This window comes from Nonomuraea aridisoli (genome assembly GCF_003236395.1).
GTDB classification, from domain to species: Bacteria; Actinomycetota; Actinomycetes; order Streptosporangiales; family Streptosporangiaceae; genus Nonomuraea; species Nonomuraea aridisoli.
In genome coordinates this window covers 19,763-41,280 of the sequence record NZ_POUD01000034.1, presented here as the reverse complement: position 1 = coordinate 41,280, position 21,518 = coordinate 19,763, and the positions used below count along the sequence as shown (strand labels likewise).

At 70.5% G+C, this 21,518-nt stretch carries 19 protein-coding genes, 6 tRNA genes and 1 riboswitch; of the genes, 13 read left to right on the top strand and 12 right to left on the bottom strand.

Annotated features, from left to right (window positions below; translation table 11 throughout):
- Positions 1-58 precede the first annotated feature (58 nt).
- Positions 59-1,489 carry an NAD(P)/FAD-dependent oxidoreductase gene (locus tag C1J01_RS11310; RefSeq protein WP_111178882.1) on the bottom strand — a complete coding sequence of 477 codons (1,431 nt, stop codon included), beginning with the start codon at positions 1,487-1,489 and terminating at the stop codon, positions 59-61.
- A 60-nt stretch (positions 1,490-1,549) separates the two neighbouring features.
- The gene (locus C1J01_RS11305) at positions 1,550-2,446 is read right to left on the bottom strand and encodes an SDR family oxidoreductase (RefSeq protein WP_111178881.1); all 897 of its coding nucleotides are present in this window, start codon (positions 2,444-2,446) and stop codon (positions 1,550-1,552) included.
- A gap of 87 nt (positions 2,447-2,533) precedes the next feature.
- On the opposite strand from C1J01_RS11305, the gene C1J01_RS11300 reads away from it, so the two are divergent.
- Positions 2,534-4,300 carry a thiamine pyrophosphate-dependent enzyme gene (locus C1J01_RS11300; RefSeq protein WP_111178880.1) on the top strand — a complete coding sequence of 589 codons (1,767 nt, stop codon included), beginning with the start codon at positions 2,534-2,536 and terminating at the stop codon, positions 4,298-4,300.
- Here C1J01_RS11300 and C1J01_RS11295 read toward each other — a convergent pair.
- Positions 4,269-5,042 (bottom strand): IclR family transcriptional regulator, encoded by a 774-nt coding sequence (locus C1J01_RS11295; protein WP_111178879.1) that lies wholly within the window; start codon positions 5,040-5,042, stop codon positions 4,269-4,271. The two genes, C1J01_RS11300 and C1J01_RS11295, sit on opposite strands and share 32 nt — an antisense overlap.
- Before the next feature lie 70 nt (positions 5,043-5,112).
- Here C1J01_RS11295 and pobA point away from each other — a divergent pair, with 70 nt between their 5' ends.
- Positions 5,113-6,267: a 4-hydroxybenzoate 3-monooxygenase gene (gene pobA / locus C1J01_RS11290; RefSeq protein ID WP_111178878.1), complete on the top strand. Its 1,155-nt coding sequence runs from the start codon at positions 5,113-5,115 to the stop codon at positions 6,265-6,267.
- A gap of 39 nt (positions 6,268-6,306) precedes the next feature.
- Positions 6,307-6,618 carry a DUF6401 family natural product biosynthesis protein gene (locus C1J01_RS11285; protein ID WP_181448696.1) on the top strand — a complete coding sequence of 104 codons (312 nt, stop codon included), beginning with the start codon at positions 6,307-6,309 and terminating at the stop codon, positions 6,616-6,618.
- Positions 6,619-6,713: 95 nt separating this feature from the next.
- Here C1J01_RS11285 and C1J01_RS11280 read toward each other — a convergent pair whose 3' ends face one another.
- Positions 6,714-7,547: a mechanosensitive ion channel family protein gene (locus C1J01_RS11280; protein WP_111178891.1), complete on the bottom strand. Its 834-nt coding sequence runs from the start codon at positions 7,545-7,547 to the stop codon at positions 6,714-6,716.
- A gap of 161 nt (positions 7,548-7,708) precedes the next feature.
- On the opposite strand from C1J01_RS11280, the gene C1J01_RS11275 reads away from it, so the two are divergent.
- Positions 7,709-8,092: a VOC family protein gene (locus tag C1J01_RS11275; RefSeq protein ID WP_111178890.1), complete on the top strand. Its 384-nt coding sequence runs from the start codon at positions 7,709-7,711 to the stop codon at positions 8,090-8,092.
- Positions 8,093-8,097: 5 nt separating this feature from the next.
- Here the strand turns inward: C1J01_RS11275 and C1J01_RS11270 are convergent, their stop codons facing one another.
- The 7 genes from C1J01_RS11270 to C1J01_RS11245 form a co-directional block, all read right to left on the bottom strand.
- Entirely contained in the window at positions 8,098-8,307 is a 210-nt protein-coding gene (locus C1J01_RS11270) for a GNAT family N-acetyltransferase (protein WP_220039853.1), read from the bottom strand.
- A gap of 264 nt (positions 8,308-8,571) precedes the next feature.
- Complete coding sequence (locus C1J01_RS49065; protein ID WP_146615555.1) at positions 8,572-8,757, bottom strand: hypothetical protein; 186 nt, start codon at positions 8,755-8,757, stop codon at positions 8,572-8,574.
- Between the two features lie 256 nt (positions 8,758-9,013).
- Positions 9,014-9,088, bottom strand: a tRNA-Val gene (locus C1J01_RS11265).
- A 19-nt stretch (positions 9,089-9,107) separates the two neighbouring features.
- Positions 9,108-9,179, bottom strand: a tRNA-Gly gene (locus tag C1J01_RS11260).
- Between the two features lie 49 nt (positions 9,180-9,228).
- A tRNA-Cys gene (locus C1J01_RS11255) sits at positions 9,229-9,299 on the bottom strand.
- Positions 9,300-9,314: 15 nt separating this feature from the next.
- A tRNA-Gly gene (locus C1J01_RS11250) sits at positions 9,315-9,386 on the bottom strand.
- Between the two features lie 94 nt (positions 9,387-9,480).
- Positions 9,481-11,505, bottom strand: coding sequence for an N-acetylmuramoyl-L-alanine amidase (locus tag C1J01_RS11245; protein WP_235854378.1), 2,025 nt, complete (start codon positions 11,503-11,505; stop codon positions 9,481-9,483).
- A 220-nt stretch (positions 11,506-11,725) separates the two neighbouring features.
- On the opposite strand from C1J01_RS11245, the gene C1J01_RS11240 reads away from it, so the two are divergent.
- From C1J01_RS11240 to C1J01_RS11200, 9 genes are all read left to right on the top strand, one after another.
- The gene (locus C1J01_RS11240) at positions 11,726-12,001 is read left to right on the top strand and encodes a hypothetical protein (protein WP_111178876.1); all 276 of its coding nucleotides are present in this window, start codon (positions 11,726-11,728) and stop codon (positions 11,999-12,001) included.
- Between the two features lie 10 nt (positions 12,002-12,011).
- On the top strand, positions 12,012-13,832 hold the full coding sequence (glmS, locus tag C1J01_RS11235; RefSeq protein ID WP_111178875.1) for a glutamine--fructose-6-phosphate transaminase (isomerizing): 1,821 nt from the start codon (positions 12,012-12,014) through the stop codon (positions 13,830-13,832).
- A gap of 69 nt (positions 13,833-13,901) precedes the next feature.
- Positions 13,902-14,723 (top strand): SAM-dependent methyltransferase, encoded by an 822-nt coding sequence (locus tag C1J01_RS11230; RefSeq protein WP_235854377.1) that lies wholly within the window; start codon positions 13,902-13,904, stop codon positions 14,721-14,723.
- Positions 14,724-14,820: 97 nt separating this feature from the next.
- Entirely contained in the window at positions 14,821-15,792 is a 972-nt protein-coding gene (locus C1J01_RS11225) for a Bug family tripartite tricarboxylate transporter substrate binding protein (RefSeq protein WP_111178874.1), read from the top strand.
- 4 nt (positions 15,793-15,796) lie between these two features.
- A riboswitch (cobalamin riboswitch) is annotated at positions 15,797-15,994 on the top strand.
- Between the two features lie 121 nt (positions 15,995-16,115).
- Complete coding sequence (locus C1J01_RS11220; protein ID WP_111178873.1) at positions 16,116-18,284, top strand: ribonucleoside-diphosphate reductase subunit alpha; 2,169 nt, start codon at positions 16,116-16,118, stop codon at positions 18,282-18,284.
- 13 nt (positions 18,285-18,297) lie between these two features.
- Complete coding sequence (locus tag C1J01_RS11215) at positions 18,298-19,293, top strand: ribonucleotide-diphosphate reductase subunit beta (protein ID WP_111178872.1); 996 nt, start codon at positions 18,298-18,300, stop codon at positions 19,291-19,293.
- A gap of 12 nt (positions 19,294-19,305) precedes the next feature.
- Positions 19,306-20,391, top strand: a complete 1,086-nt coding sequence (locus C1J01_RS11210; protein WP_111178871.1) for a mechanosensitive ion channel family protein — start codon at positions 19,306-19,308, stop codon at positions 20,389-20,391.
- A gap of 193 nt (positions 20,392-20,584) precedes the next feature.
- Positions 20,585-20,660 (top strand) — tRNA-Pro (locus C1J01_RS11205).
- Positions 20,661-20,780: 120 nt separating this feature from the next.
- Positions 20,781-20,854: transfer RNA gene (locus C1J01_RS11200), tRNA-Leu, on the top strand.
- A 1-nt stretch (position 20,855) separates the two neighbouring features.
- Here the strand turns inward: C1J01_RS11200 and C1J01_RS11195 are convergent.
- Positions 20,856-21,497: a LysE family translocator gene (locus C1J01_RS11195; RefSeq protein WP_181448695.1), complete on the bottom strand. Its 642-nt coding sequence runs from the start codon at positions 21,495-21,497 to the stop codon at positions 20,856-20,858.
- Positions 21,498-21,518 lie beyond the last annotated feature (21 nt).

The following is a 21,518-nucleotide window of genomic DNA, read 5'->3' as shown; positions in this document are numbered from 1 at the left end:
TGCCGCTCACGGCCGGGTCCGGAGGACGTGGTTCACGGTCGGGGCAGGTGGGCGGCGTTCATCGGCCGGAGATCAGGTCGGCCAGGTGTGCGTAGGCCGAGGTCCTGGTGCCGCGTTCGTTCTCGCGCCGGTCGGCGGCCCGGTAGAGCGCGTAGATCAGCTGCACGCCCGTCCAGCGCAGCGGCTCGGGCTCCCACTGCCGCACCTGCCGCCCGACCCACGGCAGCCCGGTCAGCGGGGTGTCGCGGCGCAGCACGAGGTCGCGCAGCGTGCGCCCGGCCAGGTTCGTCGTGGTGACGCCGCTGCCCACGTAGCCGCCCGCCCAGCCGAGCCCGCTGGCGTGGTCGAGGTGCACGGTCGAGCACCAGTCGCGCGGCACCCCGAGCACCCCGCACCACGCGTGCTGCACCCGCACGTCGGCCGCCGCGGGGAAGAGCTTGACGAGCATGCGCCACAACAACGCCACCGTCTGCCGCTGCGTGGCCCCCCGCCGGTCCGTGCGCGACCCGAACCGGTACGGCACGCCCCGGCCGCCGATCGCGATCCGGTCGTCGGCCGTCCGCTGCGCGTAGACGTACGCGTGCGCGTTGTCCTCCAGCAGCTCGTTGCCCTGCCAGCCGATGTGCTTCCACACCTCGGCGGGCAGCGGCTCGGTGACGATCATCGAGCTGTTCATCGGCAGCCACTGCCGGTGCTGCCCGGCCAGGCCGGCGGTGAAGCCCTCGGTGGCGCGGATGACGTACTCGGCCGAGACGGCGCCGCGCGGGGTGACGGCCGTGGCCTTGGCGCTGCCCGAGCGGGGCAGGATCGCCGTCACGGTCGTGTCCTCGAAGATGTCGACGCCCATCCCGGCCACCGCCCGCGCCAGCCCGACGGCCAGCTTGGCCGGCTGGATGCGGGCGCCGTGCGGCGAGTACGACGCCTCCAGCGCCCCGGCCACCTGCAGCCGCTCCTGCTGCTCGTCCCGGTCGAGCAGCCGCATGTCCTGCTCGCCGTACCCCCAGGCGCGCAGGTCGGCCACGCCCGCGCGCAGGCGCCGCCGCTGGGCGGGGTTCGTCGCGACGTGCAGCAGGCCGCCCTTGTGGATGTCGGCGTCGATGCCCTCCGCCTGGGCCACCGCGATGACCTCGTCCACCGAACGGAACATCGCGTGCTGCAGGTCGATCATCGCCTGCCGGCCGCGCGCCTTGGCGTGCCGCTTACGCGACCCGGCGAACTCGGCGGACAACCAGCCGCCGTTGCGCCCTGACGCGCCGAACCCGGCGAACTCCTTCTCCAGGATCGCGACGCGCAGGCCGGGGTCGGCCTGCTTGAGGTAGTACGCGGTCCACAGGCCGGTGTAGCCGCCGCCGACGATGGCGACGTCGTAGTCACGCGGCCCGGGCAGGGACGGCCGCCGGGCGGGCAGGCCGATCTGCCGGTACCAGAAGGAGACGTCGCCGTTGGCGAAGTCGGAGGTCAGCGGGATGCCTTGGTTCACCGAACACATTGTCTAGTAGCGCCTGGGGCTCCAACAAGTGGACGAAGTGTAACAAAACGGGACACCGGCCTAGCTTCGTGTCGGACGCTCGTACCCTTCGTCGCCGCCGTATACGTGCAGGTCAGGGTCGTTCTCCGGCTGCGTGGCCGGGCTGGTGGGCGAGGCGGTGTGCTCGGAGGCGAAGTCGTCGTCGAGCGCGGGGGCGGGTCGCGGCAGCAGATAGTCGTGCCAGGTGATCCCGCCCTTGGGCATGGCGTCGGTGAGCAGGGCGCCGGCGCGCTGGGCGGCGTGCAGACGGCCGGGGTAGCGGACGGACGGGCAGAGACGGCGCAGGCCCTCCGCTCGCAGCCACGTGCCGACCAGCTCGCCGGTGTCGATCACCTGCGGTCCGCCGAAGTCGACCGCCGTGCCGGTCGGGCCGGCGGCGAGCAACTCGGCCACGCGCGCGGCGACCTCGCCGGTGTGCACCGGCTGCCAGCGCAGCGAGCGGTCCACCGGCAGCACGGGCAGCGACCGGTAGCCGCGCAGCCTGGCGTGCAGCCACTGGTGGAACGGGGTGGCGCGCAGGATCGTCCAGCCGAGGCCGCTCGCGGCGACCACGCCCTCGGCCTCCAGCTTGTGCTTCAGGTAGCCGTGGGGCGCCCGGTCGGCGCCGACGACCGAGGTCAGCAACAGGTGCGGCACCCCGGCCTCGCGGGCCAGGATCGCCAGCGTGCGGGTGCCGGGGATGTCCACGGCGCCGCGTCCCTTGCGGCCGCTCGTGGCCAGGTGGGCGATGGCGTCCACGTCCCGTACGGCCTCCGCGACGCCGTCGCCCGAGATGAGGTCGCCCCACCTCCAGTCGACGTTCCCGCTGCCGTCCCGCCGGGAACGGCTCAGCGCCCGTACCTCATGACCCGCCCGCAGCAGCGCGGGGACCATGGCCGAGCCCAGCGTGCCGGTGGCTCCCGTGACCAAAATGCGCATACGGGCCCCCTACCCGCCAATTTTTGGAAATGTCAACGAATCTGGGCCTAGCGTCTGAGCGCGGCCCTCAGGGGTAGGGCGGCACGCATGGCTCGCATCGCATCGGAATCCCTGATCGAACGGCTTGCGGCGTGGGGGGTCGACACGGTCTTCGGCCTGCCGGGCGACGGCATCAACGGCATCATGGAGGGCCTGCGGCGCCACCGTGACCGGGTGCGTTTCGTCCTCGTCCACCACGAGGAGGCCGCGGCCTTCATGGCCACCGGTTACGCCAAGGCCACCGGCCGCGTCGGCGTCTGCCTGGCCACCTCGGGCCCCGGCGGCATCCACCTGCTCAACGGCCTCTACGACGCCAAGCTCGACCACGTCCCCGTGCTCGCCATCACCGGCATGCAGGAGACGTCCGTGCTGGGCACCGGCTACCAGCAGGAGGTCCACCTGGACAAGCTGTTCGCCGACGTGGCCGAGTACAACATGATGATCAGCAACCCGGGACAGCTGCCCTCCCTGGTGGACCTGGCGATCAGGACGTCGTACGCCCGCCGCGGCGTCTCCCACCTGACGCTGCCGAACGACATCCAGGTGGCCGAGGCCGGGGCCGACCCTTACGAGCACGTGGCCCCGGCCCGGGTGCCGCAGACGTCGCCGGTGTTCCTGCAGCCGTCCGGCATCCCCCGGCAGGAGGACCTGGAGTGGGCGGCCGAGGTGCTCAACAAGGCCGAGCGGCCGGCCATGCTGGTCGGGCAGGGCGCGCTGCACGCCCGCGACGAGGTGCTCGCGGTGGCCGAGGCGCTCGGGGCGCCCGTGGTCAAGACCTTGCCCGGCAAGGCGGTCATCCCGGACGACTCGCCGTACACGACCGGGGGGATCGGGCTGCTCGGCACGCGGCCGAGCGAGGAGCTGATGGACGAGACCGACGTGCTGTTCATGGTGGGCACGAACTTCCCGTACTCGAAGTTCCTCCCCGACCCGGGCCGGACACGGGTGGTGCAGTTCGAGGCGGACCCGACGCGGGCCGGGGCCCGCGTGCCGACCGACGTGCCGGTGGTGTGCGACGCCAAGGAGGGGCTGCGGGCGCTGCTGCCGCTGCTGAAGCGGCAGAACGGAAACGCCCATCTGACGAAATATCAGAAAATGATGGCTAAGTGGCGGTCCGACATGGACTCCCTGGAGAACCCCGACCGCGACCCCATCGCCCCCCAGTACGCCGCGTCCGTCCTCGACGACCTCGCCGCCGACGACGCCATCCTGACCTGCGACAGCGGCACCATCGCCACCTGGGCCGCACGCCACTGGACGATCCGCGGCGACCGCCGTTTCTACCTGTCCGGCACGCTCGCCTCGATGGCCAACGGCCTGCCGTACGCCATCGCCATCCAGCACGCCTTCCCTGGCCGCCAGGTCATCGCCTACGTCGGGGACGGCGGCTTCTCGATGCTCATGGCCGAGTTCCTCACCGCCGTCCAGCAGCGGTTGCCGGTCAAGGTGGTGATCAACAACAACAACTCGCTCGGCCAGATCCTGTGGGAGCAGATGGTGCTCGGCTACCCCGAGCACGGCGTCCGGTACGCCGCCCCCGAGGCCGACTTCTCGGCCTGGGCCCGCTCGTGCGGCGGGTACGGGGCCAAGGTCACGAAGGCCGGCGAGGTGACGACGGCGATCAGCGAGGCACTGGCCCACGACGGCCCGGCGCTGGTGGACATCGACGTCAACCCGAACGAGCCGCCCATGCCCGGCAAGGTCTCCTACGACCAGGCCAAGAGCTTCGCCCAGGCGTTCCTGAAGGGCCAGCCGCACCGGGCCGCGATCGCGACCACGCTGTTCAGGGACCGGATCCAGAAGCTGGGGGACTGACGTACGCCGCCGCGATGCCCGCGGCGGCGCTGAGCAGCGGCTCCACCAGACGCGGCAGCTCGCGGGCGCGCCGCGAGGAGACCACGATGCCGAGCGCCGCCACCGGCCGCCCGCCGGCCAGGACCGGCGCCGCCGCCGAGCACGACCCGAGCGTCATCTCCTCGTACGTCAGCGCGTACCCCTGAGCCCGCACCGCCGCCAGCTCCCTGGCCAGCCGCCCGGGCTCGGTGATCGTGTGCGGGGTGGGGCGTTCGAGCTTGCGGGCCAGGTACGACCTGACGAACCACTCCGGCTCGAACGCCAGCAGCGCCTTGCCCACGCCCGTCGGGTGCATCGGCAGCCGGGCGCCGGTCCGCGAGACGATCGGCACCGCCCGCCTGCCGTACACCTTGTCGACGTAGAGCACCTCCAGGCCGTCCCGGACCGCGAGGTGCACGTTCTCGCCGGTCGAGGCGAACAGCTCCTGCAGCCACGGATGGCCGAACTCCCGCACCCGGTTGGGCGCGAGCTGTCCCAGCTCCCACAGCCGCAGCCCGATCCGCAGCCGCCCGTCGGGGTCGCGGCCGAGCGCCTGCCACCGCTCCAGCTCGCCGACCAGCCGGTGCGCCGTGCTCAGCGGCACGCCGCTGCGCCGCGCCAGCTCGGTCAGCGTGAGCCGGGGGTGCGCCGCGTCGAACGCCCCCAGCAGCGCCAGCACCTTGGACGTCACCGACCGTCCCGGCTCCTGCGATCCACCTGCCATGAGCCTCATCCTTCCACTCAGTGGAAGCCTCGACTCGGCGGGAGGCCGCTGGAAGCAGGATGCTTCCTTCATGCGAACTCAGGTAGCGATCATCGGAGCGGGTCCCGCCGGCCTGCTCCTGTCCCATCTGCTCCACCTGCGCGGCATCTCCTCCGTGGTGCTGGAGAAGCGCAGCCGCGACTACGTCGAGCGGCGCGTGCGGGCCGGCGTGCTGGAGCAGGGCACGGTGGACACGCTGATCGAGGCCGGCGTCGGCGAGCGGATGTCGCGCGAGGGCCTGCCGCACCACGGCATCGAGCTCCGGTACGGCGGCGCGGGCCACCGCATCCCGTTCGAGAAGCTCGTCCCGGGCAGGTCCATCACCGTGTACGGCCAGCAGGAGGTGGTCAAGGACCTGATCGCCGCCAGGCTCGCGGCGGGCGGCGACATCCGCTTCGAGGTCGAGGACGTCGCGCTGCACGCGCTGGAGTCGGAGCCGTACGTGACGTTCGGCGGCGAGCGGCTCGACTGCGACGTGATCGCCGGCTGCGACGGGTTCCACGGCGTGTCCAGGCCGGCGATTCCCGAGGGCGTGCTGACCGTCTTCGAGAAGGACTATCCGTTCGCCTGGCTCGGCATCCTGGCCAAGGTGGCGCCGTCCTCCGAGGAGCTGATCTACACCAGGACCGAGCGCGGCTTCGCCCTGCACAGCATGCGCTCGCCCTCCGTCAGCCGCTTCTACCTGCAGGTCCCGGCCGACGCCCGGCTGGAGGACTGGCCGGACGAGCGGATCTGGGACGAGCTGAGGACCCGGCTGGAAAGCGTGCCCGGCTTCACCCTGGCCACCGGCGAGATCGTGGAGCGCGGCATCACGCCCATGCGGGCCTTCGTGGCCGAGCCGATGCAGTACGGCCGGCTCTACCTCGCCGGAGACGCCGCCCACATCGTGCCGCCCACTGGCGCCAAGGGGCTCAACCTGGCCGTCGCCGACGTGCGGGTGCTCACCGACGCGCTCGCCGCCTACTTCGAGCACGGCTCGACCGACCTGCTCGACGGCTACTCGCAGGCCTGCCTCAAGCGGGTGTGGCGGGCGCAGCACTTCTCGTGGTGGATGACGACGCTGCTGCACACGTTCGACGACGACGACGCGTACGCCCGCCGGCTCCAGCTGTCGTACCTCGACTACGTCACCTCGTCGGAGGCGGCCGCGACCACCCTCGCCGAGAACTACGTCGGGCTGCCCTGAAAGGGCTGCTGTCCTTGGGAAGTGCTTTAGCATTGTTTGGTGGTCTTTGAGGAGGGATGGGCGACTTCGCCCCTGCGCTGGCTGATGAACGCCCTCGGCGACGCCCAGCTCCAGCGGATGGCCGGCGACCCGGGTCTGGTGGCCGCGGTGGACCAGCACGCGGCCTGGCTCCGTGACGCGATCCCGCTCGACCGCGAGACCCTGGGCGACTACCTGCTGGGCTTCCTGGACGAGCTGCGGCACCTCGGCTGGTCCTTCACCGGCGAGCCCGACGCGCCGTCCCTGCGCCTGACCGCCGTCTGTTACCTGACCCGCGAGCTCGGCCTCCTCGACGAGGGCCGCACCGCCTGACGGACCCGCCGCACACGGCGGCGCCCCGGCCGGTCCCGCCTGGTGGTGCGGGCCGTGGGCCGGGGCGCCGGTCCTTCCTGTCGTGAGCCGCCGGGTCAGCCCGGAGGCATGTCCGAACGAGTGGAGCCGCCGCCGGTCGTGGGACCGGACGTTCCGGTGGCAGGCCCGGACGTGCCGGTCGGGGGAGTCGTCCGGATGGGAGTCGTCTCCTCCGCCGCCATCGCGCGGGCGTCCTCACGCCCTCGCTGGTACGCCTCCGCGTGCGCCCTGGCCTGCGGGGCCTCCTGCTCCATCCGCCCCAGCCAGCGCTCCCAGCGCTGCTGCATCGGCCGGATGAGGCCGCCCCCGACGCCGATCGCCGCGATCGCGCCGACCGTGGCGAGCACCGTGACGAGCACCGGCGTCGTGACCGTCGTGGCCACGCCGATCTGGTTCAGCGCGGCGATGATGCCGAGCGCCCAGATGAACACCGAAGCCGCGGCCGCCAGCCAACGCCCGTACGACAGGCCGCCGAGCATTCCGCTCACGATGTCGTGCACGCCCTTGGCCACGGCACCGGCCACCACGATGATCACGATGGCGACGATGGCCCTGGGCAGCCAGGCCACCACGCCGGTCAGCAGCGCCGAGATCGGGTTGGGCCCGAAGACGCTGAACGCAATCTGCAGGGTGACCAGCAGGATGGCGTAGTAAACGATCTTGGCGAGCAGGTCGCTGGCGTCGTACTTGCTGCGCTCCAGCATGCGCCGCACGCCACTGCGCTCGACGGCCCGGTCGAAACCGACCCGTTCGAGCACTTTGTTGACGATCTTGGCCAGCAGTTTGGCCACGATCCACCCGATGACGAGAATCACCAGGAACGCGACCAGCTTCGGAACGAACGTCGCTATTTGCCGGAGTACGTCCGTAAGTGCTTGGCCGATGTTGATGTCCACGGTTTCCTCCTCCGAGGAGCCAATGCCACGGCGCTACCCGTACCGAAACCGTGTATGCACACAGAGCCACCAAAACTTCTCACAAGGCGACAATTCGCCGGGAGTCATCATTAGGTAGGTAGCCAGCGGAAAGTTGCCCGGTTAGGGTGATCGTCGTGCATCGCAGCCGCCTGTACGCCCTCCTCATCGACACCCCGTCAGCCGAGGCCGACGCGGCGGCGGCCTTCTGGTCGGCGGCGCTCGGCGCGACCGCCCGTCCGCTGCCCGGCTACGAGCAGTTCGTCTCCCTGCACGGCGCCTTCCCCGGCCTCGCGGTCGCCGTGCAGGCGGTCGGCGACGACGCCCCCCGCTTCCACGTGGACATCGAGACCGACGACGTCGGGGCCGAGACCCGCCGCCTGGTCGCGCTGGGCGCGCGCGAGGTGACGCGCTGGCAGGAGTGCCGCATCCTGCGCGCACCGGGAGGCCACCTGATGGGCGTTCTCCCTGTCGAGAGCGACCCCGGGCTCTTCGAGTCCGAGGCCACCACCTGGCCCTGACGCCGTCAGCCGCGCCGCAGCCGTGCCTCCAGCCGCGACCGGCATTCCGGCCACTCCCGCGCGATGATCGAGAACATCGCGGAATCACGCAGCCGGCCCTCCTCGCCGGGAGCCCACGACTGCGACCAGTTCCGCAGCACGCCCTCGAACCGCGCTCCCGTCTTCGCGATCGCCGCGCGGGAACGCTCGTTGCGCGCGTCCGTCTTCAGATCCACCCGCGCCACCCCCCAGGTGTCGAACGCATGGCGAGGGGAGAGTGGACGCCACAACGGGCAAGGGAATTACGCGCACGGGGGAGGGAGGGGACCTTTCACATGGCGCGAGCCGTCTCGACGGGGAACGATTTCCCGGAGCCGTCGTCCGCCCCTGATCGAAGCCCTCACCGGATCACCGGTGAGGGCTGCTGGTGTTTTCGGGTGGGGAGTTTCGCAAATCGGTCATATTCGCTCGATTGCCATCGCTTTCGCCATGTTCGAGGGTCAAGCCCTCTTGCGCAGGATGGTGAGGATGGAGAGCCCGATGGTGGCGAGGCCGCAGAACGCCACGCCACCCGTCTTGAAGGCCTCCAGAGGATGGGCGCCCATCACGCCGACCGCGAGTCCACAGACCACGCCCGCGATCGCAGCGACGCATAGCGTCACCAGGACGTAGACCACGTCATTCACTGTTGCTCCCTCCCCGCGAAGATCTACGGACTGATAGGGGAGCAATGTAAGCGAACAGAAGTCTCAGGCGCCACGCCAACCGGCCTGACGTCGTTTCATAACTTCCTAAAATCTCTTCTTGGGGTCTGCGTGACCATCGCGGCCCGTCGCCTAAGAAGCCGCAAAGTCCCGGCGGCGCGAAGGATTTTCGGATAGGGACCGCAACGACGACAAAGCCCCAGCCGCTGGTGGACGCCAACGCTGGGGCTTTGTCAGGTGGTGGACGATACTGGGATTGAACCAGTGACCTCTTCCGTGTCAGGGAAGCGCTCTCCCGCTGAGCTAATCGTCCGTATGGAGTTGTTCCTCAGAGCGGAAGACGGGATTCGAACCCGCGACCCTCACCTTGGCAAGGTGATGCTCTACCCCTGAGCCACTTCCGCATGGCGCTGTTCTTACTTTACCGGATCCCGGAGGGTCCGATGGTCGCCGAGGTGGAGACGGGATTTGAACCCGTGTAGACGGCTTTGCAGGCCGCTGCCTCGCCTCTCGGCCACTCCACCAGGAGTCGTGCTCCGAGCGGAAGACGGGATTCGAACCCGCGACCCTCACCTTGGCAAGGTGATGCTCTACCCCTGAGCCACTTCCGCGTGACGCCCCGGACGCTCGTGCGCCGGGCCACGGGAAAACCATATCGTCTCCCGGGAGTGCCCGTGCGCACAGAGCGTCCGGCGGCGGCCGAATTCAGCGGATCAATCGCACGTCCTTCGCCATGACGAACATCACCCGATGGCCCAGCTGGATCTGGTGGTAGCGGGTGGTGCCGGCGGTGGTGACGTGCCTGGCGGGATTGAACGCGTTCGCGGCGTAGTAGGAACCGGTGACGGTGTCGCCCACGGTGTAGCGCTGACCGGGCGCGATCCGGTACTTCAGCGGCGTCAGCCGCTGGTAGGCGGCGCTGGTGTACGCCGACCGCTCCGGATACGCGCGCCCGTACACCTTCACGTCCGCCGACAACGGCGTGATCATCGGGCCCCTGGCGGGGACGGCGGTCGGCTTGCTCGCCGGGTTGTGGAACCACGCCTTCTGGCCGAGATACCAGATGGCCGTCCAGTCGCCCCGCCGCTCGGCGACCGCGAAACGCTGGCCGGTGGAGGCGCGGGCGCTGTGGTCGTACACGCTGTACGTGCTCGGCCTGCCGCCGCGCTTGCCGATGTCGAGCACGAGGGGGGCCCTGTGGCTGGGCGACTTGTGCAGCCACACCGTGGAGGCCCCGTGCGGGGGGCAGCGTTTCGCGGCGTCGCCGCTCACGCAGCCGGTGAAGCGCGGCCGGTGGGAGTTGTACGACGGCCGGATGAGGACGGAGTCGCCGCCCTTGGCCGCCCGGAACGGCTTGCCCATGAGGTCGAAGTAGTGGGCCCAGTCCCAGTAGGGCCCGGGGTCCTCGTGCATGCCGGCGACGGTGTCCGGCGTCGTGCCGGGCACGTTGTCGTGGCCGAGGATGTGGGCCCGGTCGAGCGGGATGTCGTACTTGTCGGCCAGGTATTTCACCAGCCTGGCCGACGACCGGTACATCGCCTCGGTGTACCAGGTCCCGCCCTTGGCCAGGTAGCCCTCGTGCTCGATGCCGATCGACCGGGTGTTGACGTCCCAGTTGCCCGCGTGCCAGGCGATGTCCTTCGTCGGCACGTGCTGGGCGACATGTCCGTCACGGGAGCGGATCGTGTAGTGCCAGCTCACGTACTTCGGGTTGCGCACCATCGACGGGATGCCCTGGTAGGTGCCCTCGGTGTCGTGGACGACGATGTAGTCGATCTCGCGCTCGCGGATCAGCCGGTCGTGGTTGCCGTAGTCACGATCGCCCTTCTTGCCCCACCGCTTGTACGCGGCCGGCATCCACTCGCAGTCGAGCGATGACGGGCACTCGGCCCTGCCGCCCGCGGCCTTCGTGCCCCCGCCCTTCGTCCCCGCGGCCGACCGGGGGCTGCCGGCCTCGGGCGCCCGGCCGTGGTCGGCGGTCTCCCCGGCCCACCAGTCCTCCTCCGCCGGTTCGCCGCCGGGCAGGCCGGGCACGGGGTCGAGCCGGACGAGGTGGCCGTCGTCGGTGCGGCGCTCCACCCCCTCGCGCATCACCGAGTAGACCTCGTCGGCGAACGCCCGGGAGGCGTCGGGGTCGTCGGTGCCCGCGTACTTCGCCACGGCGTCGTACCAGTCGGACGGGTCGGAGCTGGGGCGCCGCTGGTAGGAGGCGAGCAGGGCGGCGCCGGCACGGATGTTCGCGGACGGGTCGTCGCGCAGGCGGGCGGGCGTCACGCCGGTCAGCCGGCTCGCCTCGGGCAGCGTGGTGCGGTGGGAGGGCGCCGCGATGCGCATCGCGGAGGAGGGCGGCGGTCCGCCGGGCGTGATCGTCATCGGACGGGCGTCGTCGCCGCGCGGGTCGCCGTGGGCGTCGCCGATCCCGTCGGTGACCTCGGCGGGGAACGCGTCCACCAGGTGCATCGGGCCGTAGCCGCCGGCCGTGCTGGGCCGCCCGCCGTTGGCGTCCCACCGCGACTCCAGGTACGCGACGCCGAGCAGCACGCTCTCCGGCACCCCGTACTCGCGGGCGGCGGCGGCGAAGTCGGCCTGCCGCCCTTCGGCGCGCGCGGCGCCCGCGGGGGACCGCGCGCCGGAGTCCCGCCGTTCGGCCTCGGCGGGTGCGGTGAGTACGCCGGCCGCCAGGACGGCGGCGAGCCAGAGCTGCATGAACATCTCCCCCAGGAACGTCACAGTATGACTACGCTCCGTAACCGTTCCCCGGAAAAGGATGTGTCAGACGGGGCGGATGTTACGGATGTGACTCGAAGAAGATCGGGTGCTTTGCCCCGGTTTGTGGGGGTATGACCGGAGAATCCCTCGCCATCTCGCCGGACGCCGTTCAGCGTTAATCCTGCCCGATTTCGGGCAGAATGTTGCCGTGTCTCGATCCAGAGCCGTAAGGTCCTCGTCTGTGTCTGCGGCCCGGCATCCGTACGAAGATCTCGTCGCCCACCTCACGAGCACGACGCCGCTCGGCGAGGGGGAGGCGGCTCGTGTGGTGGCCGACGTGCTGGCGTACTTCTCCGAGACCGCCGAAGAGTTCGTCCGTCGCCGTCACGGGGAGTTGAAGCGGCACGGCTTCACCAACGACGAGATCTTCCCGAGGATCGCCGCCGAATTAGGTGCGCGCCGGGTGGCCGCCCCCGAGCTGTCGCTCAGACAACTACGCCGGATCATCTACGGATAGAGGAGACCCGATGTGCGGAATCGTGGCCTATGTCGGCCCCAAGGACGCCGCGCCCATCCTGCTGGAGGGCCTGCAGCGGCTCGAGTACCGGGGCTACGACTCGGCCGGTGTCGTGGTGTCCAACAAGGGCCTGAAGGTACGCAAGGTCAAGGGCAGGGTGGCCGACCTGGCCAAGGTGGTCCCGGCCCGGTTCAAGGGCGGCCTCGGCATCGGCCACACCCGATGGGCCACGCACGGCGTCCCGAGTGACGTCAACGCCCACCCTCACCTGTCCGCCGACGAGCGCATCGCGGTCGTGCACAACGGCATCATCGAGAACGCCGCCGAGCTGCGCGCCAAGCTGGAGGCCGACGGCGTGGTGTTCGCCTCCGAGACCGACACCGAGGTGCTCGCCCACCTGATCGCCCACGCGGCCGACGAGAACGAGACGCTGGAGGAGGCGGTCAGGAAGACCCTCAAGAGCGTCGTCGGCACGTACGGCATCGCCGTCATCGACGCCGAGCGGCCCGGCGAGGTGGTAGTGGCGCGCAACGGCAGCCCGATCGTGCTCGGCATCGGCGAGAAGGAGATGTTCGCCGCCTCCGACGTGGCCGCCCTCGTCCGCTACACCCGCCAGGTCGTGCACCTGGAGGACGGCGAGCTGGCCGTGCTCAAGGCCGACGGCTTCCACACCTTCGCCAGCGACGCCCGCGAGACGGCCAAGGAGCCGCTGACCGTCGACTGGGACGCCGGCCACTACGACACCGGCGGCTACGAGCACTACCTGCTCAAGGAGATCTCCGAGCAGCCCGAGACGGTCACCCGCACCATGAGCGGCCGGCTCGACGAGCGGTTCCACGTCGCCCACCTCGGCGGGCTCAACATGGACGCCCGCGAGACCCGCTCGTTCCGCCGGGTGAAGATCATCGGCTGCGGGTCGGCGTACTACTCGGGGCAGATCGGGGCGCAGCTCATCGAGGAGCTGGCGCGCATCCCGTCCGACGCCGAGCCGGCCAGCGAGTTCCGCTACCGCAACCCGGTCGTCGACCCCGACACGCTCTACGTCGCCATCAGCCAGTCGGGGGAGACCTACGACACGCTCGCCGCCGTGCAGGAGCTCAAGCGCAAGGGCGGCCGGGTCATCGGCATCGTCAACGCGGTCGGCAGCGCCATCGCCCGCGAGGTCGACGGCGGCATCTACCTGCACGCGGGCCCCGAGGTCTCGGTGGCCTCGACCAAGGCGTTCACCTCGACCGCGGTGGCGTTCGCGCTGCTCGCGCTGCACCTCGGACGGGTGCGCGACCTGTCGCCCGCCGACGGGCGGCGCATCGTGGAGGGCCTGCGCCGGCTGCCCGGGCAGATCGGGGAGATCCTCGCCCAGAGCGACAAGATCGCCGAACTCGCCAAGAAGTACGCAGGCCATGCGGGCATGATGTTCGTCGGCCGCGTGCGCGGCTACCCGGTCGCCCGCGAGGGCGCCCAGAAGCTCAAGGAGATCTCGTACGTGCACGCCGAGGCGTATCCGGCGAGCGAGCTCAAGCACGGGCCGCTCGCGCTGATCGGCCCGGACATGCCGACGGTCGCGATCGTCCCCGACGACGAACTGCTCGACAAGAACCTCACCACGCTCGGCGAGATCCGCGCCCGCGGTGGGCAGGTGCTCATGGTCGGTCACCGCGAGCCCTCCGCCAAGCTGGCCGACGACGCGATCGTCATCCCGAAGAACGAGATCGAGCTCGACCCGATCCTGCTGACGATCCCGCTGCAGCTCTTCGCGTACTACGCCGCGGTGGCGCTCGGCCGCGACGTGGACAAGCCGCGCAATCTAGCCAAGAGCGTTACAGTTGAGTAATTAACTCTATTTCAGCAACAATCATCCCAGGGTAGTGTTATTCCGCTGCTGACGACATAAATTCGATATGTGCGGCAGTTCGATCAGCAGCGGCCTCATCCCGCCCGCATGTACGACTACATGCTCGGCGGGAAGGACAACTACGCGGTCGATCGCCAGGCCATCGATCAGCTCGCCGAGCTGATCCCGGAGGCGGTCCCGCTGGCCCGCGCGAACCGGGCCTTCCTGCAGCGTGCCGTACGCTACGTGGCCCGCGCCGGAGTCCGGCAGTTCCTCGACCTCGGCAGCGGGCTGCCGACCCAGGGCAGCGCGCACGAGGTCGCGCCCGAGGCCCGGGTCGTCTACGTCGACAACGATCCGGTGGTCGCCGAGCACGCGCAGGGCCTGCTCCGGCGCCCCGGGCCGGGCCGGACGGAGTCGGCCAGGTTCGTCCTGGCCGACCTGCTCGATCCGGAGGACGTGCTGGCCAGGGCCGGGGAGTTCCTCGACCTGGACGAGCCGGTCGGCGTGCTGCTGGTGTCGATCCTGCACTTCCTGCCCGACTCCGCCGACCCGCTGGGGGCGGTCGCGGTGCTGCGGGAGCGCATGGCGCCGGGCGGGTTCCTGGTGATCTCCCACGTGACGACGCGGACCACGACGCGGACCACGACGCGTACCACGACGGTGGCGCGCGCCCAGGAACGCGAACGCCCCGAGCGCCCCCGCCGGGCCTCCGGCGGGGGCGGGGCCGACCGGACGCCGGCCGAGATCCGCGCGTTCTTCGGCGACTTCCCGCTGGAGCCGCCCGGGCTCGTCCAGGCCACCGACTGGCGTCCGGACCGGCCCAAACTGGTCGGCGACTGGTCGCTGCCGTCCTCCCTCATGGCCGGTGTCGGGAAGAAAGCCGAGTAAACCCAAATATCACGAAAAATCGCCAAGAATAGCGATTCTGAGTGTTGACCAGGGCCCGGGTGTACAGCCATGCGTAATGGGTTAATAACCATGGGTAATGGACGGTTCGCGACACACGCGCATGCCCCGCAGGCGGTTCATCGCCTGTGGGCTCGGCGCGATAGCGGCCGCGGCCGGATGCGGCACGGAGCGCGCCTCCAACGGCGCGGCGGCCCTGCGTACGGCGTTCTCGGTCAATCCCGGCGGGCAGCAGTGGGCGCACGTCGCCCGGGCGTTCGGCGGCGTGGCCCGCTCGGCCGGGTTCCGGACCGGCGCCGGCACCCCCATCACCGTGGTCGGCCTGCCCGCGCTGTGCGCCGCCGAGCTCAACGACGGCCAGGGCCTGGCCGGCGTCACCACGCCCCTCGCCAGGCTCAGCGGCGAGGTCGAGGTCGTCGTCGTGCCCGCCGCCTCCCACCTGAAGGACTTCCACGACTTCGGCGCCCACCTGCTCGCCCAGCCGGACCAGACGCCGGTGACCGGCGGGCCGCAGGGCGAGCCCGACCACCTGCTCTTCGGCCTGATCGCCAAGGGCCTCGGCGCCGACACCCGCCAGGTCACCTACACCGGCTACCCCAGTGGCACCGAGGCCGCCACCGCGCTGCTGGCCGGCAAGGCCGTGGCCGCGGCCGGGCCGCTGTCGCAGTGGCGGTTCAACCTCGGCAGGGGCCGGGTGCGGGCCCTGGCCGTGTCGTCCGCGCAGCGGCTCCCCGGCCTCGACGCGCCGACCCTGCTGGAGTCCGGCGTACGGGTCGATTTCACCAACTGGGTGGCCGCCTTCGGGCCCGACGGCATGGGCGAGGAGAGCCGCGAGCAGGCGCTGCGCATGTGCGACGACGTGCTCTGGACACCCGGCTGGCAGGCGGCCTGCCGGGCGGCCGGCTGGTTGTCGCTGCCGCTCGTCGGCGACGACTTCGAGCGCTGGCTCGGCTCCGAGGTCGCCCGCACACGCGCCGTACTGCGCGATCTTGGACTGATCAACTCCACCCGAGCCACAACATGCTGGGGTAGTTGCGGGAACGGCCACTAGATGTAGGATCCTCGTCGTCGCTGGTTCGCCTCCCCTGGAGGCGGAGCAAAAGGGAACCCGGTGTGATTCCGGGGCTGCCCCGCAGCGGTGAGCGGGAACGACCGCCGTCATGTGCACTGGAGCGGATCCGGGAAGCGACGGCCAGTAGGCGCCATGGAGCACGCCCGCGAGCCCGAAGACCTGCCAGCGGCTCCGGGCCGCGTGCCCGGAGGCAATGTTCAGGGCCTCGAGGGTGGGCTGAGGGCGTGACGCGGCCGGGTGCTCCGGTGTCGCGGTGCTCCGGCATGCCCTCACGGGGATGACTTCGCGAGGAGAAAGAGCACGTGACTCAGATCGTTGGGGTTGACCGCCGCCTGGCCATCGAGGAGGCCGCCGCCCGGGTGATCGCCGACCCGGCCAACTCCCGGGTCGCCGCCCGGCTGCTGGCCGAGGAGATCGCCGAGGAGACCGCGGCGCACGGCGTGCGGTCGTTCTCGGAGTCCATCGCGGCCACCCACGCGGCCGGGCTGATCCAGGACGGGCTCGCGGAGTTCGTGGCCGCGCACGCGGCCGAGCTGGACGCGCTGATCTCGCAGGAGGCGGACGACCGGTTCGAGTACTTCGGGCTGCGCACCGTCTACGACCGCTACCTGCTGCGCCATCCGCAGACCCGGCGGGTGCTGGAGCGGCCGCAGCACTTCTTCCTGCGGGTGGCCTGCGGGCTGTCGGAGACGGTCGCCGAGGCCGCCGAGCTGTACGCGCTGATGTCGACGCTGTCGTACCTGCCGAGCTCGCCGACGCTGTTCAACTCGGGGGCGCGCCGCCCGCAGCTGTCGTCCTGCTTCCTGCTCGACTCGCCGCGCGACGAGCTGGAGGCCATCTACGACCGCTACGGCCAGGTCGCCCGCCTGTCCAAGTACGCCGGCGGCATCGGCGTCTCCTGGACCCGGGTGCGCTCGCGCGGCTCCCTCATCCGGGGCACGAACGGCCTGTCCAACGGCATCGTCCCCTGGCTGCGCACGCTCGACGCCTCCGTGGCGGCCGTCAACCAGGGCGGCCGGCGCAAGGGCGCGGCCTGCGTCTACCTGGAGACCTGGCACGCCGACATCGAGGAGTTCCTGGAACTGCGCGACAACACCGGCGAGGACGCCCGCCGCACCCACAACCTCAACCTGGCCAACTGGGTGCCCGACGAGTTCATGCGCCGCGTCGAGGCCGACGAGACCTGGTCGCTCTTCGACCCGAAGGACGTGCCCGACCTGACCGACCTGTACGGCGAGGCGTTCACCGCCGCCTACCGCGCGTACGAGGCCGAGGGCCGGTTCGTCCGCCAGATCCCCGCGAGGACCCTGTACGGCCGGATGATGCGCACGCTCGCCCAGACCGGCAACGGCTGGATGACCTTCAAGGACGCCGCCAACCGCACCTCCAACCAGACCGCCCGCCCCGAGAACGTCATCCACCTGTCGAACCTCTGCACCGAGATCCTCGAGGTCACCAGCGACGCCGAGACGGCCGTGTGCAACCTCGGCTCGGTCAACCTGGCGGCGCACCTCACCGGACACCTAGACGGCGGTGACCTCGACTGGGAGCGGCTGCGTCGGACCGTGCGCACCGCCGTGCGCTTCCTCGACCGCACCATCGACCTCGGCTTCTACCCGACGCCCGAGGCCGAGGCGGCCAACAAGCGGTGGCGGCCGATGGGGCTCGGCGTGATGGGCCTGGCGGACGTGTTCTTCACGCTGCGGCTGCCGTTCGACTCGCCGCGGGCGCTGGAGCTGTCCACCCGGATCGCCGAGGAGATCGCGCTGGCCGCGTACGACACCTCGGCCGACCTGGCGGCCGAGCGCGGCCGGCACCCGTCGTACGACGAGACCAGGGCGGCCGGGGGAGTGCTGCATCCCGACCACTACGGGGTGGGCTCGCCGCGCTGGGAGGCGCTCCGGGAGAAGATCGCCGTGACCGGGCTGCGGAACTCGCTCATGATCGCCATCGCGCCGACCGCGACGATCGCCTCCATCGCCGGCTGCTACGAGTGCATCGAGCCGCAGGTGTCCAACGTGTTCAAGCGCGAGACGTTGTCGGGCGAGTTCCTCCAGGTCAACCGCTACCTGGTGGCCGACCTGCGGGCGCGCGGGCTGTGGACGCAGGAGATGCGCGACGCGATCAAGCGGGCCGACGGCTCGGTGCAGACGGTGCCCGGCATCCCCGACGACCTCAAGCTGCTCTACCGCACGGCCTGGGAGCTGCCGCAGAAGGCGCTCATCGACCTGGCCGCGGCGCGGCAGCCGTACGTCGACCAGGCGCAGTCGCTCAACCTCTTCATGGCCAGCCCGACCATCGGCAAGCTCTCCTCGATGTACGCCTACGCCTGGAAGAGCGGCCTGAAGACGACGTACTACCTGCGCTCACGCCCGGCGACCCGGATCGCCCAGACGACGGTCGCCCAGCCCGTCGCCGACGTGATCGCCTGCTCCCTCGAGAACCCCGAGACCTGCGAAGCCTGCCAGTGAAGGAAACCTTGTGATGTTGCTCGACCCCGGCATGGACCTGACGCTGCGCCCGATGCGCTACCCCGCCTTCTACGAGCGGTTCCGCGCGGCCATCCGCAACACGTGGACCGTCGAGGAGGTGGACCTGCACACCGACCTCGCCGACCTGGCCAAGATGACGCCGCAGGAGCGGCACCTGATCAACCGCCTGGTGGCGTTCTTCGCGACCGGCGACTCCATCGTGGCCAACAACCTCGTGCTCAACCTCTACCAGCACGTCAACGCCCCCGAGGCGCGCCTGTACCTGAGCAGGCAGCTGTTCGAGGAGGCCGTGCACGTGCAGTTCTACCTGACGTTGCTCGACACGTACCTGCCGGACCCGGACGAGCGGGTCAAGGCGTTCGCCGCGATCGAGCACATCCCGTCGATCCGCGACAAGGCGGAGTTCTGCTTCAGGTGGATCGACTCGATCGACGGCCTGCGACGGCTGGAGACCGCGGCGGAGCGCCGGCAGTTCCTGCTCAACCTCATCTGCTTCGCCGCCTGCATCGAGGGGCTGTTCTTCTACGGTGCCTTCGCCTACGTCTACTGGTTCCGCTCCCGGGGGCTGCTCGGCGGGCTGGCCACCGGGACGAACTGGGTGTTCCGGGATGAGTCCATGCACATGGAGTTCGCGTTCAGCGTCGTGGACACGGTCAGGGCCGAGGAGCCGGAGCTGTTCGACGACGAGCTCGGCAAGCAGGTCACCGAGATGCTGGAGGAGGCGGTCGCCGCCGAGCTGGCCTTCGCCGAGGACCTGTGCGGCGACGGCATGCCGGGCATGGGCGTCGCCGAGATGCGTCAGTACCTGGAGTACGTCGCCGACCAGCGGCTGGCCCGGCTCGGCCTGCCCCGGCGGTACGGCTCGGCGAACCCGTTCGCGTTCATGGAGTTGCAGGACGTGCAGGAACTGGCCAACTTCTTCGAAAGACGGGTTTCGGCTTACCAGGTGGCTGTAGAGGGCAATGTGACCTTTGACGAGACGTTCTAAGACATTGGGGGCATGAACGTGCAGTCTCCAGCGGACTGGCCGATCCTCGTGATCGCGGTGATCGGCTCGATCCTCCTGGTGGAAGTCGTCCGGCGGGTGCTGTGCAGGATGGGGCGCAAGATCGAGTTCGCCCGGCATCTCGTGGAGCACTGCACGTGGCCCGCGTTCACCGTGGCCGTGGTGGTGGCGACCAACGTGGCGTTCCGGCCTGGGATGTTCGGCGACGGCCCGGCCGAACGCGAGGCGGCGGCCACGGTGGACCGCTTTCTCGGACTGGGCACGATCGGCACCGTCACCTGGTTGATCGTCCAGGCCACATATGCGCTGACGGACGTCGTGCTCGACCGGCTGGTGCGGGTCGAGGGCGAGCGCAACCGGCGGGCGCGGCGCATCAGGACGCAGATCGCCCTCGTGCGCCGCATCGCCGCGGCCGTCATCATCGTCGTGGCGCTCGGCGCGATGCTCTTCTCGTTCCCGCAGGTGCGCGCCCTCGGAGCCGGGCTGCTGGCCTCCGCGGGCATCGCGGGCGCGGTCGTCGGCATCGCCGCCCAGCCGACGCTCGGCAACATGCTCGCCGGGCTCCAGCTCGCCTTCAGCGACGCGCTCCGCCTGGACGACGTGGTCGTGGTCGAGGAGGAGTGGGGGCGCATCGAGGAGCTCACCCTCACGTACGTGGTGCTGCGGCTGTGGGACGAGCGCCGGCTCGTCCTGCCGGTGTCGTACTTCACGCAGAACCCGTTCGAGAACTGGACCCGGCACGGCAGCCGGGTGCTGGCCGTGGTGTATCTGCGGGTGGACTGGTCGGTGCCGGTGGGCAAACTGCGCGAGGCCCTGTACACGTTCCTGCAGGGCAACCCGCTGTGGGACCAGAAGGACTGGACGCTCCAGGTCACCGACGTGCTGCCGAACGGCCTGGTGGAACTGCGGGCGCTGATGAGCGCCGCCGACTCGCCGTCGTCATGGGATCTCAAATGCGACGTGCGCGAATTCCTCGTCGACTTCGTCCGCGACAACCATCCGGACGCCCTTCCCCGTTTTCGCGTCGAATCTCCGGAGACCAGGGCCGGCGCGAAATGGGACCTGGATCCGTCCTCATAAATGTGTGGCACACGCCCGGATCATCGGTTTACCGTGGACAACGTCGAACGGCGGCGGAGACAGGGAAGGGAGATCGCGACGTGAACGACCTGCGACCGGCCCTCCCCGGGCTGCGCCGGAGGCTTTCCGGATAATTCTTCACGGAATTCCACAGAAAGCCGCCTCGCCGAAATCCGGGGCGGCTTTCTTTTCACCGAGTGTGGGGCAGTTTGGTCAGCCCGCCTGCCTTGGGAGCAGGAGCACCGCAGGTTCGAATCCTGCCACTCGGACGACGGCCCTGAAAGGAAAGGGCCGTGGGCACGGCCTGGCCGGCGGGAATGGCGACCCCCGGCCGGACCACGCCCTCGCCCCGGGCCGGCCCACGCCAGCCCGAGCCCGGGGCCCATCCGGCCGCTCTGGCCCAACAGGCAGAGGCGCCGTCTTCAGGAGGCGGAGGTTCGGGGTTCGAATCCCCGGAGCGGCACTCAGTGAGCGGTGACGTCGTCCGCGGCGAGCAGCGCGGCCAGGCCCAGGAAGATCACGCCGCTGCCGAGGTCGACCTTGCGCATGGTCGCCGCCGGGATGCCGGTGGCGCCGATGCCGTTGCCGACGGCGATGTAGCCGAGGCCCACGATGAGCTCGACGGCCAGGTACGCCGCCCCGAGCACGGCGATCTGGACGCCGGCGTCCGCCTGCGACCCGCCGGTGAACTGGGGGAGCAGCGCGGCGAAGAGCAGCAGGGCCTTCGGGTTGCTCAGCGCCACCAGGAACTCGTTGAGCAGCAGCGGCCGCAGCCCGTTCTTCGTGGGGGCGGCATGGGCCGCATGGGCCGAGGCGGCGGAGGTCCGCCGCGCCCGGCGCAGGCAGGAGATCCCGATCCAGGCCAGGTAGACGACGCCCACCCACTTGACCGCCGTCAGCCAGGCGGCCGACGTCGCCAGCACCGCGCCGAGCCCCGCCACGACCAGGCCGATGAGGATGACGAAGGCGACCAGCCGCGCGAAGATCCCGGCCAGCGCGTACGTCAGTCCGTGCCGTACGGCGTTGTTCAGGCCGAGGAGCTGGTTGGCCCCCGGGATGAGCGACACGAGGAAGGCGGCGGGGATGAAACCGGCCCAATTGATCATTGCTACACCTTGATCCGATGC

Excerpts from the sequence above, each read along its gene's own strand:
- C1J01_RS11215 (WP_111178872.1), top strand. The coding sequence starts at position 18,298 with ATGTTGCTCGACCCCGGCATGGACCTGACGCTGCGCCCGATGCGCTAC.
- C1J01_RS11210 (WP_111178871.1), top strand. The coding sequence starts at position 19,306 with ATGAACGTGCAGTCTCCAGCGGACTGGCCGATCCTCGTGATCGCGGTG.
- C1J01_RS11305 (WP_111178881.1), bottom strand. The coding sequence starts at position 2,446 with ATGCGCATTTTGGTCACGGGAGCCACCGGCACGCTGGGCTCGGCCATG.
- glmS (WP_111178875.1), top strand. The coding sequence starts at position 12,012 with ATGTGCGGAATCGTGGCCTATGTCGGCCCCAAGGACGCCGCGCCCATC.
- C1J01_RS11295 (WP_111178879.1), bottom strand. The coding sequence starts at position 5,042 with ATGGCAGGTGGATCGCAGGAGCCGGGACGGTCGGTGACGTCCAAGGTG.
- C1J01_RS11310 (WP_111178882.1), bottom strand. The coding sequence starts at position 1,489 with ATGTGTTCGGTGAACCAAGGCATCCCGCTGACCTCCGACTTCGCCAAC.
- pobA (WP_111178878.1), top strand. The coding sequence starts at position 5,113 with ATGCGAACTCAGGTAGCGATCATCGGAGCGGGTCCCGCCGGCCTGCTC.
- C1J01_RS11225 (WP_111178874.1), top strand. The coding sequence starts at position 14,821 with ATGGACGGTTCGCGACACACGCGCATGCCCCGCAGGCGGTTCATCGCC.
- C1J01_RS11195 (WP_181448695.1), bottom strand. The coding sequence starts at position 21,497 with ATGATCAATTGGGCCGGTTTCATCCCCGCCGCCTTCCTCGTGTCGCTC.
- C1J01_RS11300 (WP_111178880.1), top strand. The coding sequence starts at position 2,534 with ATGGCTCGCATCGCATCGGAATCCCTGATCGAACGGCTTGCGGCGTGG.